Source organism: Rhodovarius lipocyclicus, assembly GCF_009900765.1.
GTDB classification, from domain to species: Bacteria; Pseudomonadota; Alphaproteobacteria; order Acetobacterales; family Acetobacteraceae; genus Rhodovarius; species Rhodovarius lipocyclicus.
The window spans coordinates 146005-158954 of the sequence record NZ_JAAABL010000004.1; the positions used below are offsets into that span (position 1 = coordinate 146005).

Annotated in this window: 15 protein-coding genes; 10 read left to right on the top strand and 5 right to left on the bottom strand. The window is 68.7% G+C overall.

The genetic code is table 11. The features are described 5' to 3' along the window. Positions 1 to 16: 16 nt before the first annotated feature. The gene (locus tag GT007_RS07080; RefSeq protein ID WP_160120893.1) at positions 17 to 370 is read left to right on the top strand and encodes a hypothetical protein; all 354 of its coding nucleotides are present in this window, start codon (positions 17 to 19) and stop codon (positions 368 to 370) included. Here the strand turns inward: GT007_RS07080 and GT007_RS07085 are convergent, their stop codons facing one another. Continuing rightward, positions 371 to 715: an ArsR/SmtB family transcription factor gene (locus GT007_RS07085; RefSeq protein ID WP_236571541.1), complete on the bottom strand. Its 345-nt coding sequence runs from the start codon at positions 713 to 715 to the stop codon at positions 371 to 373. 118 nt (positions 716 to 833) lie between these two features. On the opposite strand from GT007_RS07085, the gene GT007_RS07090 reads away from it, so the two are divergent. Beyond that, positions 834 to 1028 carry a YgaP family membrane protein gene (locus GT007_RS07090; RefSeq protein ID WP_160120894.1) on the top strand — a complete coding sequence of 65 codons (195 nt, stop codon included), beginning with the start codon at positions 834 to 836 and terminating at the stop codon, positions 1026 to 1028. Positions 1029 to 1037: 9 nt separating this feature from the next. Here the strand turns inward: GT007_RS07090 and GT007_RS22350 are convergent, their stop codons facing one another. Continuing rightward, positions 1038 to 1310 (bottom strand): usg protein, encoded by a 273-nt coding sequence (locus GT007_RS22350; protein WP_236571542.1) that lies wholly within the window; start codon positions 1308 to 1310, stop codon positions 1038 to 1040. Positions 1311 to 1630: 320 nt separating this feature from the next. Here GT007_RS22350 and groES point away from each other — a divergent pair, with 320 nt between their 5' ends. From groES to GT007_RS07110, 3 genes are all read left to right on the top strand, one after another. After that, a complete protein-coding gene (groES, locus tag GT007_RS07100) occupies positions 1631 to 1924 on the top strand; it encodes a co-chaperone GroES (RefSeq protein WP_201451821.1) in 294 nt (97 codons plus the stop codon). Between the two features lie 38 nt (positions 1925 to 1962). Continuing rightward, positions 1963 to 3600 (top strand): chaperonin GroEL, encoded by a 1638-nt coding sequence (groL, locus tag GT007_RS07105; RefSeq protein WP_160120895.1) that lies wholly within the window; start codon positions 1963 to 1965, stop codon positions 3598 to 3600. 165 nt (positions 3601 to 3765) lie between these two features. Beyond that, the gene (locus GT007_RS07110) at positions 3766 to 4323 is read left to right on the top strand and encodes a preprotein translocase subunit YajC (RefSeq protein ID WP_160120896.1); all 558 of its coding nucleotides are present in this window, start codon (positions 3766 to 3768) and stop codon (positions 4321 to 4323) included. 232 nt (positions 4324 to 4555) lie between these two features. On the opposite strand, the gene GT007_RS07115 is transcribed toward GT007_RS07110, so the two are convergent. After that, entirely contained in the window at positions 4556 to 5404 is an 849-nt protein-coding gene (locus tag GT007_RS07115; protein WP_160120897.1) for an NAD(P)-dependent oxidoreductase, read from the bottom strand. 106 nt (positions 5405 to 5510) lie between these two features. Between GT007_RS07115 and GT007_RS07120 the strand changes: the two genes are divergently transcribed. Both GT007_RS07120 and GT007_RS07125 read left to right on the top strand, forming a co-directional pair. Next, positions 5511 to 6278 (top strand): exodeoxyribonuclease III, encoded by a 768-nt coding sequence (locus tag GT007_RS07120; RefSeq protein WP_160120898.1) that lies wholly within the window; start codon positions 5511 to 5513, stop codon positions 6276 to 6278. A gap of 80 nt (positions 6279 to 6358) precedes the next feature. Continuing rightward, positions 6359 to 7060: a lipase family protein gene (locus tag GT007_RS07125; RefSeq protein WP_160120899.1), complete on the top strand. Its 702-nt coding sequence runs from the start codon at positions 6359 to 6361 to the stop codon at positions 7058 to 7060. A gap of 261 nt (positions 7061 to 7321) precedes the next feature. On the opposite strand, the gene GT007_RS07130 is transcribed toward GT007_RS07125, so the two are convergent. Both GT007_RS07130 and GT007_RS07135 read right to left on the bottom strand, forming a co-directional pair. Continuing rightward, positions 7322 to 7729 carry a DUF934 domain-containing protein gene (locus tag GT007_RS07130; RefSeq protein ID WP_160120900.1) on the bottom strand — a complete coding sequence of 136 codons (408 nt, stop codon included), beginning with the start codon at positions 7727 to 7729 and terminating at the stop codon, positions 7322 to 7324. Beyond that, the gene (locus tag GT007_RS07135; RefSeq protein ID WP_160120901.1) at positions 7716 to 9698 is read right to left on the bottom strand and encodes a DUF2849 domain-containing protein; all 1983 of its coding nucleotides are present in this window, start codon (positions 9696 to 9698) and stop codon (positions 7716 to 7718) included. The genes GT007_RS07130 and GT007_RS07135 overlap by 14 nt, the downstream gene beginning before the upstream one ends. A gap of 258 nt (positions 9699 to 9956) precedes the next feature. Between GT007_RS07135 and GT007_RS07140 the strand changes: the two genes are divergently transcribed. From GT007_RS07140 to recF, 3 genes are all read left to right on the top strand, one after another. Next, positions 9957 to 10262: a hypothetical protein gene (locus GT007_RS07140; protein WP_160120902.1), complete on the top strand. Its 306-nt coding sequence runs from the start codon at positions 9957 to 9959 to the stop codon at positions 10260 to 10262. Between the two features lie 158 nt (positions 10263 to 10420). Continuing rightward, positions 10421 to 11548, top strand: a complete 1128-nt coding sequence (gene dnaN / locus GT007_RS07145; RefSeq protein ID WP_160120903.1) for a DNA polymerase III subunit beta — start codon at positions 10421 to 10423, stop codon at positions 11546 to 11548. Positions 11549 to 11779: 231 nt separating this feature from the next. After that, positions 11780 to 12904 (top strand): DNA replication/repair protein RecF, encoded by a 1125-nt coding sequence (gene recF / locus GT007_RS07150; RefSeq protein WP_236571543.1) that lies wholly within the window; start codon positions 11780 to 11782, stop codon positions 12902 to 12904. Positions 12905 to 12950 lie beyond the last annotated feature (46 nt).

The following is a 12950-nucleotide window of genomic DNA, read 5'->3' on the forward strand; positions in this document are numbered from 1 at the left end:
TGGTGAGACTGTGGGCGTGCGACGCCTGATCCCCCTGCTGATCCCCCTGTTTCTGACCGCCTGCGACGGGCCGGGCCTGTTCGCTTTCGGCGCGGTCAACGCCGTTTCCCTGAGCGTGGCGGGGCGCACGGTGCCCGATATCGCCATCTCCGCGGTGTCGGGGCGGGATTGCTCGCTGGCGCGCTATGACCGGGGCCAGACCTATTGCGCGCCCGCCAAGGCACCGGCCGCCACCCAGCCCTTCTGCACCCGCAGCCTGGGCAGCGTGGATTGCTGGACCCGCGCGCCCGAGGCCGGCGGCGCGCAGCGCGGCGTGGCGGACCCGGCCAGGCCCGCCGAAAGCGGGCGGAACTGGCACAATCTGTGGTGATTATTCCGCGCAGTACAGCGCCTGGAGGGTTTCCAGCAGCCGTTCCAGCCGGTCATCGGCGATGCGGTAGTACAGGGTCTGGGCTTCCCGCCGGAAGGTGACGAGCCCTTCCTCCCGCATCCTGGCCAGGTGCTGGGACAGCGCGGGCTGCGACAGCCCGACATGGGCCGCGAGCGCGCCCACGCTGGCTTCCTTCTCCTGCGCCAGCTTGCACAGCAGCAGCAGGCGCCGCTGGTTGGCCAGGGCCCGCAGGATATCGGCCACCTCGGCGGCCTTGGCTTCCAGCGTGGCGGTACCAGCATCGGTCATGGGCATCGTCTCGGGATTCTCGGGCCGCTCGGCCATGCGTTATGCGTTGCTTAATTTAGCAACGCATTATATAAGGGACTGGATCTATGTGCCCCCGCATCCCGGGCTTTACAAGCCGCCGGGACCCTGCCGGGCATCGAAAGGGAGAGATCGCATGACCCGCAATGTGGGGCCCGTGGACCGTGGCCTGCGAATCGTGGTGGGGCTGCTGCTGCTCAGCCTGCTGGTGGTGCTGGACGGGCCCGCGCGCTGGTTCGGGCTGATCGGGCTGCTGCCGCTGCTGACCGCCTTCCTGCGCTGGTGCCCGGCCTATGGGCTGGTGGGGATCAACACCTGCCCCAGGGGATAGCCCGCCCCCTCAGTTCAGGCGCAACTCACCGTTGGCATAGCGCAGTTCCACCGCGTGGATCAGCGCCTCCGACGCGACGCGCACCGAATGCAACGGCCCGTCGATCTCGCGGCGCCAGAAATCCAGGAAGCGATTGAGCGCCGGAAAGCCCGGCGCGCGGTCCAGCTTCTGCCAGACGAAGCTCTGCAGCACATGCGGGTGGTCGGGCATGTGGTACAGGATCTCGGCGGTGGTCAGGCGCCAGTCGGGGATACGGATCAGGGGCTCCATCGCAGGCAGCATGGGGTTCTCCTCAGTCGGTTGTCCTGAAGGCCGCTGCCTGGCTGCTCCCGCACGGGGCGATTCCGGCGCCGCCCTCGGGGGTATGCTGGCATGGTGCAGCCGGGGCTTGTCCAGAAAAAACTCAACGAAACCAGATTGTTGGCAGTCCATCCGCGTGGCTGCTGCCAATCCGGCCGCCGATTGGCACTCCATGATTATGAGTGCCAACAATCTTGACGTGGGCCTGGGCTGGGGCTAGATCGCTGGCACTCCCCGACGGTGACTGCTAGCGCGGTGCCCCGGGGCGGTTGCCACTCTTGGAACCCACTGGAGGAACAGCGATGGCTGTGACGTTCCGCCCGCTGCATGACCGGATCCTGGTCGAGCGCATCGAGCCCGAAGAAAAGACCCGCGGCGGCATCATCATCCCCGATACCGCCAAGGAAAAGCCGCAGGAAGGTCTCGTGATCTCCGTCGGCAACGGCACCGTCTCCGAGAAGGGCGACGTCCGCCCGCTCGACGTGAAGGCCGGCGACCGCATCCTGTTCGGCAAGTGGAGCGGCACCGAGGTGAAGCTCGATGGCAAGGACCTTCTCATCATGAAGGAATCCGATGTCATGGGCGTGATCGCCTAATTCCGCTGCGCTGACAGACAGAAGAGAGAGACAGAACAATGGCTGCTAAGGACGTGAAGTTCGGCGCCAATGCCCGTGAGCGTATGCTCCGCGGCGTGGACATCCTGGCCGACGCCGTGAAGGTGACGCTGGGCCCCAAGGGCCGCAATGTGGTGATCGACAAGTCCTTCGGTGCGCCTCGCATCACCAAGGACGGCGTGACGGTCGCCAAGGAAATCGAGCTGTCCGACAAGTTCGAGAACATGGGCGCGCAGATGCTGCGCGAAGTGGCCTCGAAGCAGAACGACCTGGCCGGCGACGGCACCACCACCGCGACCGTGCTGGCCCAGGCCATCGTGCGCGAGGGTGTGAAGGCGGTCGCGGCCGGCCTGAACCCGATGGACCTGAAGCGCGGCATCGACAAGGCCGTGACCTCCATCGTGTCCGAGCTGACCTCCAAGACCAAGAAGATCACCACCTCCTCCGAGGTGGCTCAGGTCGGCACCCTCTCCGCCAACGGCGAAGCCGAGATCGGCAAGATGATCGCCGAGGCGATGGAGAAGGTCGGCAATGAGGGCGTGATCACGGTCGAGGAAGCCAAGGGCATCCAGACCGAGCTCGACGTCGTCGAGGGCATGCAGTTCGACCGCGGCTATGTGTCCCCGTACTTCATCACCAACTCCGAGAAGATGATCGCGGAGCTGGATGACGCCTACATCCTGATCCACGAGAAGAAGCTGTCCCAGCTGCAGCCGATGCTGCCGCTGCTGGAGAGCGTCGTGCAGTCCGGCCGTCCGCTGATCATCCTGGCCGAGGACGTCGAGGGCGAAGCCCTGGCGACCCTGGTGGTGAACAAGCTGCGCGGTGGCCTGAAGATCGCCGCCGTGAAGGCCCCGGGCTTCGGTGACCGCCGCAAGGCGATGCTGGAAGACATCGCCATCCTGACCGGTGGCCAGATGATCTCCGAGGACCTCGGCATCAAGCTCGAGACCGTGACGCTCGCCATGCTCGGCCGTGCCAAGAAGGTGCGGATCGAGAAGGAGAACACCACGATCATCGACGGCGCCGGCTCCAAGGAGGAAATCCAGGGCCGCGTGGAGCAGATCAAGGCGCAGATCGAGGAGACCACCTCGGACTACGACCGTGAGAAGCTGCAGGAGCGTCTGGCGAAGCTGGCTGGCGGCGTGGCCGTCATCCGCGTCGGCGGTGGCACCGAGGTCGAGGTGAAGGAGCGCAAGGACCGCGTGGACGACGCGCTGCACGCGACCCGCGCCGCGGTTCAGGAAGGCATCGTGCCGGGCGGCGGCGTGGCTCTGCTGCGCGCTTCCGAGACGCTGGCCCACCTGAAGGGCAGCAACAACGACGAGCAGGTCGGCATCGAGATCGTCCGCAAGGCGATCCAGGTTCCCGCCAAGCAGATCGCTGCGAACGCCGGCAAGGATGGCGCCGTGGTGGCCGGTGAAGTGCTGCGCAACAGCACCTACAACTTCGGCTACGACGCCCAGAACGACGACTACAAGGATCTGGTGGCCGCCGGCATCATCGACCCGACCAAGGTCGTGCGCACGGCGCTGCAGGATGCGGCCTCCATCGCGTCCCTGCTGATCACCACCGAAGCCATGGTGGCCGAGAAGCCGGAGAAGAAGGCCCCCGCCGGTGGTCCTCCGGGCGGCGGCATGGGTGACATGGACTTCTGATCCCCCCAAAGGGAACGGAAGACGGGAAGGGCGGCCGAAAGGCCGCCCTTTTTGCGTTCGGGGCCCTGGTTTGATCCAGGCGCTTGCCGCCGCGCGGCTCCTCATGCATGACCGCCCACACGCGGCCGCCTGCCGGGAGCGGCCATAACGAAAGATGGAACCGCCATGCGCAAGATCCCCCTCTCCCTCGCCGCCGCCGGCCTCTCCCTGCTGGCGGCGCTGCCCGCCTTCGCGCAGCCGGAGGTCATCCTGCGCGCCGAACGGCGCACCGATACGGTGGAAAGCGTGGACCTGCAGCAGCGCCAGCTGCTGCTGCGCCGCCCCTCCGGCCGGCTGATCACGGTCCAGGTGCCGCCGCGCAACGCGCGCGAACTCTCGCGCCTCAACCCCGGCGACCAGGTGCAGATCAACCACATCGACCTGATCGCGGCGCAGATCGTGACCCCCGGCTCGCCGGAGCCCGAATCGACCGTGATGGGCGGGGATTTCGGCCCCAGGATCACCGGCGGCTTCGCGCTCAGCCGCGAACGCCAGCGCGTGCGCATCGAAAGCACCGACCTGGCCACCAACCGCGTGACCTTCGTGGGCCCCGACAACATGAGCCGCACCGTGACAGTGCGTCAGCCCCTGCTGGTGGCCATGCTGCGGGACGTGAAGCCGGGCGACCTGGTGGACGTGACCATCACCGAAGTGCTGGCACTGATCGTCCCGCCGGGGCGCTGACGGTCACGGGGGCGTTGCCCCCGCCCCCCCACCAAGGGGCGCCGCCCCTTGGAACCCCGCCAAAGGCCGAGAGGCCTTTGGAAACCGGGAGTTGAAAAGCCTGGGAGGGGACGATGTCCCCTCCCAGGCTTTTCAATATCTGATGGGGGCCAGGGGCCTTTCGGCTCCTGGCGGGGTGCCGAGGGGCAGAGCCCCTGGGGGCTCGGGGTCCAGGGGGCAACGCCCCCTGGCGCTACCCCTTCAGGTGCAGGTGCATCTCGGTGTTGTCCACGCGCGGCCCGCGTGCGGCCATCGCCTCGTTCCAGCGGGCCCGGCACAGGGCCAGCAGGGCGGCGTCGGCGCCCTGCCCTTCCGCGATGCTGCCCGCCGTTTCCAGGTCCTTGCGCATCAGCCCCAGCTGGAAGCCGCCGGCGTAGCGGCCCGACAGGATCTCCTGCTTCACCTTGGTTTCGCTGGCGATGTTGCGGCCGGAGGATGCGTTGAGCACATCGGCCAGGATGGACAGGTCCAGCCCCTCGCGCTCACCCAGCACGAGCGCCTCGCACACCGCCAGCAGGCCGGCGGCGTAAACGTAGTTGTTCAGCGCCTTCATCGCGTGGCCGCTGCCGGGCGCGCCGGTGCGGATGATCTTCTCGCCCATCGCCTTCAGCACGGGTGCCGCCTGGGCGAAGGTCGCGTCATCGCCCCCCGCCATGATGGCCAGCGTGCCCGCCTTGGCCTTCACCACCGAACCCGAGACCGGCGCATCCATGAAGCGCGCGCCGCGCGCGGCGCAGGCTTCGGCCCAGCGGCGGGTCTCGGCGGGTAAGGAGGAGCCCATGTCGATCACCAGATGCGCGGGGCCGAGGCTGGGCAGCAGCTTCTCCATCACCTGGGCCACCGCCGGGCTGTCCGGCAGCATCAGCACGATGGTGGGCGCGGCCGCGACACCGGACAGTGCGGGCTGCATCGATGCCCCCTCCAGCACCGCGGGCCCGGCGTCATGGGCCAGCACCTCGAACCCTTGGGAGACCAGGCACAACCCCATGGGCATACCCATCATGCCCAGCCCGACGAAACCCACTTTCGGCTTCTCTCTCATGTCCGTTCCTCGACGTTCGTTCGTGTTGAAATGGAGCGTGGCCGCGTGGCGCGCCCCTGTAAACCAGGGCGGTTGCGGGAATGCGCGCGCGGCGCCACAAGGGGCCATGCGCCTCGCCAGCTTCAACGTGAATTCGATCCGCCGCCGCGCGCCCCATGTGAAGCGCTTCCTGGAGCGCCACGCCCCGGATGTGCTGGTGCTGCAGGAGCTGAAATGCCGCACCGAGGAATTCCCCGCGCTGGAGCTGGCAGACACCGGCTATCACCTGCATGCCGTGGGCCAACCCGGCGGGCGCAATGGCGTGGCGGTGCTGGCGCGTGAGCCCTTCGAGGTGCTGGCCGAGGCCCTGCCCGGCGAGGCCGAGGACGACCATGCCCGCTACATCGAGGTGAAGCTGCCGGCCCTGACGCTCGCCGGCATCTATCTGCCCAACGGCAATTCCGGCGGCGAGGCCGGCATGCGCTACAAATGGCGCTGGATGGAACGGCTGCTGGAGCGCGCGAAGCTGCATCTGGATGCCTTCGAGCCCTTCGCCATCCTGGGCGACTTCAACGTCTGCCCCACCGACGCCGACCTGTTCCCCGGCGCCCTGCCCCCCGGCGACGCGCTGATCCACCCCGAGACCCGCGCCCGCTTCCGCGCCCTGGAATGGGCCGGCATGCTGGACGCCGCGGGCGCGCTGGGCGGGCACCCCTATACCTATTGGGATTACGGCGCGGCCTTCGAGGCCAATCGCGGCCTGCGCATCGACCACGCGCTGCTCAGCCCCGAACTGGCCGAGCGGCTGACCGCCTTTCATGTGGATGTGGAAGCGCGGGCGGAGGAACAACCCTCCGATCACGCGCCAGTCTGGGTGGACATCGCGGCGGCGTGAGCCACTCATCGCATGAATTCGTGATGCGGGGCTGATCCGGCGCCGCTACATCGCGGGAAAACCATTGGTGGAATCCCCGCGTGCCAGCACCCGTGACCTTTCTGGACTTCGCCCGCGTCTCCGCGGCCGTGTACAATTCTTCCATCTCCAGCGTCGGCGGCTTCACACGCTTCAATGACACGCGGCGGTGGTCCGGCTTCCAGGGCGCGATCTATCGCCGCGCCAACGGCACCGGGCTGGACGTGCTGGTCACCTTCGCCGGCACCCAGCCGACCGATGGCGTGGGCCAGGACCTGGCGACGGATGCCGGTTTCGGCGGCGGCATCACCACCGCCGTCTCCCCCGCGCTCGGGCTGCTGGGCTGGGCGCTGCTGTCGCACCAGATCGGCTGCGGCATGGACCTGCTGGACACCGCCAGGCGCTCCGCCCAATCCAATGACCGGATCTATGTGACCGGGCACTCGCTGGGCGGGGGGCTGGCCGCCATCATCGCGGCACAGAGCGGCACGCCAGCCGTGCCGATCTCCTCGCCGGCGGTCACGGCGGTGGGCGGGGTCTATGCCAGCTATGTCGCGAACAACCGGCCGAAAATCACCTGCCTGCGGGTGAAGAACGACCCGATCAACCACACCGGCCATGTGGGCGACTGGCTGGGACGGGTGGTGTTCCTGAACTCGGCACGCACCGGCGGGGCGGCACACAGCATCGATCAGACACAGGCGGAACTGGAACCGGCGGGGTCGTTCTCGGCGCTGGGCGGGCAGGATCCGTTCGCGGTGTGAAGGGTGAAGGGGGCTTCGCCCCCTGGCCCCCACCAAGGGCTCCGCCCTTGGAACCCGCCAGGAGCCGAAAGGCCCCTGGACCCCAGGAGTTTGGCGCCGACCTTGGGAAGGTGTTTCTTATTGATATTTATAATGTAATTGGCGTCCCGCCTGCCAGGATGAAGCGCCAATTCATGGGTTCAAAGGGTTGCTACAACCCTTTGCGGGGATGCAAGGGGCGGCGCCCCTTGCCGGGGGTCCAGGGGGCGGTGCCCCCTGCTGCTACTTCACCAGCAATCTCTGCAGCAGCTGCCGTTGCGTCGGCTCCCGCAATCCGCGCCACTGCTCCGGCGGGTGTTCCTGCGGCGTCATCACGCTGGTGAACCCGCACTGCTTCAGCATCGACAGCTGATCCGGGATGATATGTCCGGTCGCCCGGATATCCCCCTGGAAGCCGTAGCGTTCGCGCAGCGTGCGGCCCAGGGTGAAGCCCCGGCCGTCGCGGAACTTCGGGAATTCCACCAGCAGCAGCGCCAGGCGGGACAGGTGGGGCAGCACCGCCTCCGGCGCCGTACCGGCGGGCAGGAACACGGCCAACCCCTCGCCGGTGGCGCCGGGCAGTTCTTCCAGCGTCAGGACCGGGGCGCCGGCCTCCGGGATTTCCCGGGCGGCGATGTCAATGAGTGCCATAGACCGCCTCCTTGAACGGGGCCGCGCCCAGGCGGCGATAGGTGTCGATGAAGCGCTCGCCCGGGTCTCGCCGGGCCAGATAGGTGTCGAGAATGGCATCCACCGCGCCCACCACCTGCGCCGTCGGCACCGAATGGCCGATGATGCCGCCGATCGCGGCCTTCTCGTCGGCCGCCCCGCCCAGGGTGATCTGATAGACCTCCTCGCCGTTCCGATCGACGCCGAGCAGCCCGATATGGCCGATATGGTGCTGCCCGCAGGCGTTGATGCAGCCGGAGATGTTGAGGTCCAGCGGACCGATCTCAGCCTCCCGCGCCGCCAGATGCTGGCTCAGCCGCTGGGCGACGGGGATGGAGCGGGCGGTGGCGAGCGCGCAGTAATCCATGCCAGGGCAAGCGATGATGTTGGTGGCCAGCCCCGCATTGGCGCCGGCCAGCCCCGCCTCGCGCAGCGCGGCATAGAGGGCGGGCAGCGCCTGCTTCTCCATATGCGGCAACACCAGGTTCTGCTCGTGGCTGACGCGCAGCTCGCCGAAGGAATAGCGCTCGGCCAGGCCCGCGATCAGTTCCATCTCGCCCGCCGTGGCATCGCCCGGGATGCCGCCCGCGGGCTTCAGCGTGATGGTGGCGCAGATATAGCCGGGCACGCGGTGCGGGTGGGTGTTGCGCGCCACCCAATCGGCGAAGCCGGGGTCGGAGACGAGGGCGGCCTCGAAGGCGGGGGCGGCTTCGGGCAGGGTCAGGAAGGGCGGCGTGTGGAAGCGCTCCGCGACCTGGGCCAGCAGATCGTCGGTCAGCACCGCGTAGTCGGCGGGCAGGGCCGCGAAGGCGTCGTCCACCATCTGGCGGAAGGCCTCGGGCTTGGTGTCGCGGATCAGGATCTTGATGCGGGCGCGGTAGATGTTGTCCCGCCGGCCGAGCGCGTTGTAGACGCGCAGCACCGCCTCGACATAGCGCAGCAGGTCCCGCGCGGGCAGCCAGTCGCGCAGCTTGGTGGCGATGATGGGGGTGCGGCCGAGGCCGCCACCGGCATGCACCTCGAAGCCGATCTCACCCGCTGCGTCGCGGCGGGCGATCAGGCCGATATCGTGCACGCGGATAGCCGCGCGGTCCTCCTCGCTGCCGGTAATGGCGATCTTGAATTTACGCGGAAGATACGTGAATTCAGGGTGATCGGTGGAGTATTGCCGCAGGATCTCGGCATATAGGCGCGGGTCCACCACCTCATCCGCCGCGGCGCCGGCGAAGTGGTCGGTGGTGACGTTGCGCACGCAATTGCCGCTAGTCTGGATGGCGTGGATATCCGCCTCGGCCAGGATGCGCAGGATCTCGGGCGTATCGACCAGGCGGGGCCAGTTGAACTGGATGTTCTGCCGGGTGGTGAAATGGCCATAGCAGCGGTCGTAGTGCCGCGCGACATAGGCCATCTGCCGCAGCTGGGTCGCGCTCAGTACGCCATAGGGGATGGCCACGCGCAGCATGTAGCCATGCAGCTGCAGGTACAGCCCGTTCATCAGGCGGAGCGGCTTGAACTCCTCCTCATTCAACTCGCCCTTCAGCCGGCGTTCGGTCTGCTGGGCGAATTGGGCGGCGCGCTGGCGCAGGAATTCACGGTCCGCCTCGTCATAACGGTACACGCCCGCATCCGGGGAGGAATGGCTGACGCTGGGTAGCGGCGGGAACGGCCCGGCGGGCCAGCCATGGCCCTTGCCCAGCAGGTCCGGCCGCACGGAGGGGCCCTCGGCACGCAGGCGCTCGCGGTATTCCACCGGCACACGGCCTTCCACGGGGATCTCGCGGATGTCCACGGCCAGGTTCTGGTCCTCGCGGCGGGCGCGCTCCAGCGTCTCGGCCAGGGCGTCGCCTTCCAGCAGCGCGGCCTGGGCCTGGTCGGGGTTCCAGCCGCCCTGCGCGTCGCGCCAGATGACGACGCCATCGGTCAGGCGGTTGGCGGTGATGGTGCTGCCCATGGGCGCCTCCGGGTTGCTCGCCGGGATGACCGAAAAATTCCTGGTGGAATTTGTGATTATCCGGCATTTTTTGAGGCATTACCGCAAGCCGAAGGGGCGCGCAACAGCATCATCCAGCATATTAACGTTTTAGAATCGTATTTATGCGGGGCGCACGCCCAGACCAGGCTGCCACGGGAATGCGACAATCCGGCCCCGATCATGCCATTTGGGCGGCGCATTACGGATCCTCCATGAACCCACGCATTGGAGGACGTCATGCGCAGGATTCTGATCGCCGCCGCCCTGGCCCTGGGGCTGCTGCCCGCGGCGGGCGCGGGCGCCATGGGCCTGGGCGCCGCCCCCCATGCCCTGGCGGATGGCGTGGCGACGGCCACGCCCGTGCAGTATTACCACCACCCGCGCCCCTATTACGCGCCGCCGCCGCCGCCGCGCTGGCATCACCGGCCGCACTGGCGCCCGCACTATGCCCCGCCGCCCTACTACTATCACCGGCCGCATTACGCCCCGCCGCCGCGCCCGCATTGGCACCATGGGCACCACCGGCCGCATTGGCGGCGATAGGCTGCCCCGCACGCCGCATCTGTTAAGGTGTCCACAGCCTAGGCCGCTTGCTGGCCTTTCCCGCGCGCCCGGGCCCTGTTAGCTAGGGTCAGGGCTCATCCCGGCCGAATCGCGGCCGGGTGGGCGGTGTTGTGGCGGTTTTCTCCGTGGGGGCCTCAATGAAGATCGCAGTGGACCGTGCCATCCTTCTGAAGGCCCTGGCGCACGTACAGTCGGTGGTGGAACGCCGGAACACCATTCCCATCCTGGCCAATGTGCTGCTGGATGCGAAGGATGGCGGGCTGAGCCTGACGGCCACCGACATGGAAATCGCGGTGGTGGAGGATGTGGCGGGGGTCACCGTCATCCGCCCCGGCCGCACCACGGCCCCCGCCGCCACGCTGTACGACATCGTGCGCAAGCTGCCCGAAAGCGCCAAGATCGAGCTGGACCACCCGGGCGGCGAGGCGCCCCTGGTGCTGCGCGCCGGCCGTTTCGTGACCAACATGCTGGCCCTGCCGGTGGAGGATTTCCCCTCCATGACCGAGGGCAAGCTGCCGGTGCGCTTCGCCCTGCCGGCCGCCACCCTGCGCGGCCTGATCGACCGCACGAAATTCGCGATCTCCACCGAGGAGACGCGCTATTACCTGAACGGCATCTACATCCATGTGGCCGAGGTGGACGGCACCCCGGTGCTGCGCGCCGCCGCCACCGACGGCCACCGCCTGGCCCGCGTGGAGGAGCCCGCCCCCGAAGGCTCCGCCGGCATGCAGGGCGTGATCATCCCCCGCAAGACGGTGAATGAGCTGCGCAAGCTGGCCGAGGAAACCCAGGACGAGATCGAGATCCGCCTGTCGGAGACCAAGGCCCAGTTCAAGGTCGGCAGCGTGCTGCTGACCTCCAAGCTGATCGACGGCACCTTCCCGGATTATGAGCGGGTGATCCCGCGCGGGAACGACAAGATCCTGCGCGTGGACAAGAAGGAATTCGCCGAGGCCGTGGCCCGCGTCGCCGCGATCAGCAGCGAGCGCTCCCGCCCCGTGAAGCTCTCCGTGGACCGCAACCACCTGCGGCTCGAAGCCAGCAGCGCCGACCAGGGCCAGGCCCAGGAAGAGCTGGACGAGGGCAATGTGGAATACAGCGCCGGGCCGCTCGAGATCGGCTTCCAGGCGCGCTACCTGGCCGACATCACCGAGCAGATCGGCGACAAGGTGGAATTCCAGTTCGCCGATGGTTCCTCGCCCACCGTGGTGCGGGACGCGGCGAAACCGGAAGCGCTGTATGTGCTGATGCCGATGCGGGTTTGAGGACGCGGCGAGGGGCCCTGCCCTCTCGCTCCCGGCCTTGAAAACCGCCGCCCCAAGCATTTGATAGACAAGGCGCCGCCCTTCCCGAAGGCCGCGCCAATCTGATGGGTTCCAAGGGCCTTTCGGCCCTTGGGGTGTGGGGCCCGCCCCACGGTTTGATGCGGGGAGCCCGAGGGGCAGACCCCTCGGCCTTTTCACGCTCTTGGGGGCTCGCGCTGAATGACCCCGGCTTTGCGTCTCACCCGCGTCGTGCTGACCGATTTCCGCTCCTACCCGGCCGCGACCCTGTCCACCCCGGCCCGCATGGTGGTCCTGACCGGCCCGAACGGCGCGGGCAAGACCAATCTGCTGGAGGCCCTGTCCCTGCTCGGCCCCGGGCGCGGCCTGCGCGGCGCCAAGGTGGCGGAGCTGTCGCGCGTGGGCACCCCCCGCTGGGCCGTGGCCGGGCGTTTCACCGGCGCCTGGGGTGAGTTCGAGATCGGCACCGGCACTGCCCCCGACAGCCCGGACCGCCGGGTGTTCCGCCTCGACGGCACCCCCGCCCGCAGCCAGGCGGAACTGGCCGAGCGCGTGGCGGCGGTCTGGCTGACCCCGCAGATGGACCGGCTGTTCCAGGAGGCCGCCTCCGGCCGCCGGCGTTTCCTCGACCGCCTGGTGTTCGCCCTGGAGCCCGGCCATGCGCGGGAGGTCGCGGCATACGAGAACGCCATGGCCCAGCGCAACCGCCTGCTGGCCGAGGGCGGCGCCGCCGATTGGCTGACCGCGCTGGAGGATGCGATGGCCCGCCACGGCGTGGCCACCGCCGCCGCCCGCCGCGCCCTGGTGGGCCGGCTGGATGCCAGCCTGGCGGCGGGCGCGCTGGGGGGCTTCCCCTCGGCGGTGGTGGGGCTGTCCTGCGCCACCGCCCAGGCCCTGGCGGACCAGCCCGCGCTGGAGGTGGAGGAAGCCCTGCGCCGCGCCCTGCGGGAGGCGCGCGGCCGCGACCGCGCCGCCGGCACCGCGGTGGAAGGCCCGCACCGCGCCGACCTGCGCCTGGAACACCGGGAAAAGGGCGTGCCCGCCGCCCTGTGCTCCACGGGTGAGCAGAAGGCGCTGCTGGTCTCCACCGTGCTGGCCCATGCGGGGCTGATCGCGCAGGTGCGCGGCTTCGCGCCCTTGCTGCTGCTGGATGAGGTGGCCGCGCATTTCGACGCCGCCCGGCGGGAGGCGCTGTTCGAGGCCCTGTCCACCCTGCCCGCCCAGGCCTGGCTGACGGGCACGGAGAGCGAGATTTTCGGCGCGCTGAAGGGCACGGCGCAGGGCTTCCTGGCGGGGCCCGGGGGCCTGCGGGAAAATCCGGATTTGCCCCTGCCCTAGGCGGGGAATTTCTGCTATACGGCACGGCCCTGTCTGGCTTGATTTT